At 73.8% G+C, this 3,429-nt stretch carries 3 protein-coding genes; 2 read left to right on the top strand and 1 reads right to left on the bottom strand.

The genetic code is table 11. The features are described 5' to 3' along the window. Positions 1-1,833, top strand: a 1,833-nt coding sequence (locus FOE67_RS20275) for an ATP-binding SpoIIE family protein phosphatase (protein ID WP_182666274.1), incomplete at its 5' end; no start/stop codon positions are given. Between the two features lie 7 nt (positions 1,834-1,840). Here FOE67_RS20275 and aztA read toward each other — a convergent pair. Then, positions 1,841-2,524, bottom strand: coding sequence for a zinc ABC transporter ATP-binding protein AztA (gene aztA / locus FOE67_RS20270; RefSeq protein ID WP_323385136.1), 684 nt, complete (start codon positions 2,522-2,524; stop codon positions 1,841-1,843). Between the two features lie 51 nt (positions 2,525-2,575). On the opposite strand from aztA, the gene aztB reads away from it, so the two are divergent. After that, positions 2,576-3,429 (top strand): zinc ABC transporter permease AztB (aztB, locus tag FOE67_RS20265; protein ID WP_182666273.1); only part of this gene is annotated, 854 nt, incomplete at its 3' end.

Below are 3,429 nucleotides of genomic sequence, written 5' to 3'. Positions count from 1 at the left end.
CCCCCGGAGATCCCCGCCACCTCGGAGACGGGCGCGCGGCAGCGGTTGGAGTTGCTGCACGCCGCCGCCTCGCGACTGGGCGAGTCGCTGGACCTGACCCGCAACGCCGAGCAACTGGTGGGGATGCTGGTACCGGCCTTCGCCGACCTGGCCTCGGTGGACCTGACCGAGGCGGTGCTGGTCGGGGAGGAGCCGGAGCGGTTCGTCACCGGTTCGCCGCTGCGACGGGTGGCGGTGGCGTCGAGCGACGGGGATTGGCCGACGGACATGTATCAGTCGGGGGCCCACTTCCGGGTCGGGGAGTTCGGTAGCGAGCAGTTGCGCACCGGTCGGGCGGAGGTGCTCTCCAACCTGACCGCGCTGCGCGCGAAGCTGGTGGACGAACCGGATCAGCTGCGCCTGTTGCTGCCGGAAAGGGCGACCTCGGCACTGGTGCTGCCGTTGCGGGCCCGGAGGCTGGTGCTGGGCGCGGTGGGGTTGTGGCGGACCGGTGACCGGTCGCCGTTCGAGCAGGCGGACACCTCGCTCATGGAGGAGATCGGTTCACGGCTGGCGCTGAGCCTGGACAACGCCCGCCGGTACACGCGCGAGCGGCGGACCGTGGAGGCGCTGCAACGCAGTCTGCTGCCGCGGCGGGTGGTGCGGCTGACGGCGGCGGAGACGGCCGGCACGTACGTGCCGGCGAGCACCGCGGCGGGTACCGGCGGCAGTTGGTACGACGTGATCGCGCTCTCGGGTACCCGGGTGGCGTTCGTGGTGGGCCGGGTGGTGGGGCACGGGGTGAACGCGGCCGGCGCGATGGGGCGCCTGCGCTCCGCCGTGCAGACCCTCGCGGACCTCGATCCCCCGCCGGACGAGTTGCTGACGCACCTGGACGACCTGGTGGTGCGGTTCGGCGAGGAGGAGGAGCGGCACGACCCCGTGGGGTCGCTGCTGGGGGCCACCTGCCTGTACGCGACGTACGACCCGATCGAGCGGGTGTGCCTGATCGCGGCGGCCGGGCACCCGTCCCCGGTGCTGTGCCGGGTGGGCGAGACGGACGCGGAGGAGGTGAAGCTCCAGACCGGCCCCCCTCTGGGCACCGGCGGCCAGCCGTTCGAGCCGGTGGAACTGCGGATGGAAGCGGGGGACGTGCTGGTGTTCCCCAGCGGTGACCCCACGGCCCCGGCGGGGGACAGGCTCCTGTCGGCGGGCGGATCCGCGGCCGAGGGCCCGGGCGCGACCGCCGTCGGGACCACCGCCCCCGGCGCGGCCCCCGGGACCCCCGACACCTCCGGGGAGGACACCGGGGGCGCGGGCCGCGACGCCCTGGTGGTCCGCGAAGGGGCACGGGCGGCCGCGGCCCGGGACCTGCCGCTGCGCGAGTTGGGCGAGCGGATGGCGGCCCGACTGCGCGAGCGTCACCGACGCGAGGACCTGGCGCTGCTGATGGCCCGGCTGGGCGCGGTACCCGGGGAGAACACGGCGTTCTGGGAGCTGCCGGCCGACCCGGGAGTGGTGGCGCGGGCCCGGACGCTCACCTCCGAGCGGCTGGCGCAGTGGGAGGTGCCGGAGGAGCTGGTGTTCGGCACCGAACTGATCGTGAGCGAGCTGGTGACGAACGCGATCCGGTACGCGGGCGGGCCGATCGGTCTGCGACTGATCCGGGACCGCAAGTTGATCTGCGAGGTGTCGGACCCGAGCCAGACGCAACCCCACCTGCGACGGGCCCGACCGGCGGACGAGGGCGGGCGCGGCCTGTTCCTGGTGGCCCAGATCGCCCACCGGTGGGGCAGCCGGTACACGCCGGCGGGGAAGACGATCTGGACCGAACAGCACCTCGACCCGTCCTGAGGGGCGGTCAGCCCGGACGGGGGCCGAGCACCTCCGGCGGGGCGCCCCCCGCGACGACGGTGCCGGCGTCCAGGGCCAGGCAGTGTCCGGCGCGGTGGGCGGCCTCCGGGTCGTGGGTGGCGTGGACGACCGTGACCCCCCGGGCGGGCAGACCGTCGAGGACGGCGAGGATGTCGGCGCGGGCGGCCGCGTCGAGGCCGGTGGTGGGTTCGTCGAGCAGGAGCAGGTCGGCGTCCTGGACGAGGGCCTGGGCGACCAGCGTCCGTTGACGCTGCCCGCCGGAGAGCTCGTCCAGGCGTCGGTCGGCGAGGCCGTCGATCCCCAGTTCGACCATGGTCTCCGCGACCCGCCGACGGTCCTCCGCCCGGGCGCGACGCCAGGGACCGAGGCGTTCCCAGCGCCCCATGGCCACGGTCTCGCGGACGGTGAGCGGCAGGACGTCGGGGACGTCGGTGCGCTGCATCACGTGGGCGACGCGGCCGACGCCGTCGCGGGTGAGGGTGCCGCCTGTCACGTTGATCACACCGGCGAGGACGCCGAGCAGGGTGGACTTCCCCGCCCCGTTGCCACCCACGACGGTGGTGATGTCGAACTTCGGTATGCACGCGTTGAGTTGGGACAGCACCAGACGTCGGCCGCGCACCACCGACAGATTCTCCAGTTCGATCGCCGACGGTCGGGTCCCGGGCACGACGCTCTCCTGACTTTGAATTGAAAACGATTTTCATTGTACGGTCCGGTCATGGAGTGGTTGGTCGGTCCCTTCGAGGTGACCTTCGTGCAGCGGGCCCTGTGGGGCGGTGTGCTGGTCTCGTTGATCTGCGCGCTCGCCGGCACCTGGGTCGTGCTGCGCGGCATGGCCTTCCTGGGCGACGCCATGTCCCACGGCATGCTGCCGGGCGTGGCCCTCGCCTCCCTCTCGGGTGGCAATCTCCTGCTCGGGGCCGCGGCAGGCGCCGCGGTCATGGCGGCGGGGGTCACCGTCCTGGAGCACTCCCCGCGCCTGTCCCGGGACACCGCGATCGGTCTGTTGTTCGTCGGCATGCTCTCGCTGGGCGTGATCATCGTCTCCCGCTCCGGCTCCTTCGCCGTCGACCTGACCGGTTTCCTCTTCGGGGACGTGCTGGCGGTCCGCGAACGCGACCTGTGGCACCTGGGCATCGCGCTCCTCCTCGCCGCGCTGATCTCCCTGGCCGGCCACCGCGCCTTCGTCGCCCTCTCCTTCGACGAACGCAAGGCGCACACCCTCGGACTGCGGCCCCGCCTCGCCCGGGCCGCGATGCTCGGCCTGGTCACCCTCGCGATCGTGGCCTCCTTCCACGTCGTGGGCACGCTGCTGGTCTTCGGGCTCCTCATCGCGCCGCCCGCCGCCGCACTGCCCTGGGCCCGCCGGGTGCCGGTGGTCATGGCGGGGGCCGCGCTGCTGGGGATCACCGCGACCGTGATCGGCCTGCTGCTCTCCTGGCACCTGGGCACCGCCGCCGGCGCCACCATCGCGGGCGTCGCCGTCCTGCAGTTCTTCCTCTCCGCCGGCATCGCCGGCCTGCGCGGCCGCCGGGTCGCGCTCCCCTCCCCCTCCGGCTCACCGGCCGCCCC

It is taken from the genome of Streptomyces calidiresistens (genome assembly GCF_014141525.1).
In the GTDB taxonomy this organism is placed as follows: domain Bacteria; phylum Actinomycetota; class Actinomycetes; order Streptomycetales; family Streptomycetaceae; genus Streptomyces; species Streptomyces calidiresistens.
The sequence above is the reverse complement of the archived record's forward strand: the minus strand, read 5'-3'. Positions and strand labels throughout refer to the sequence as shown.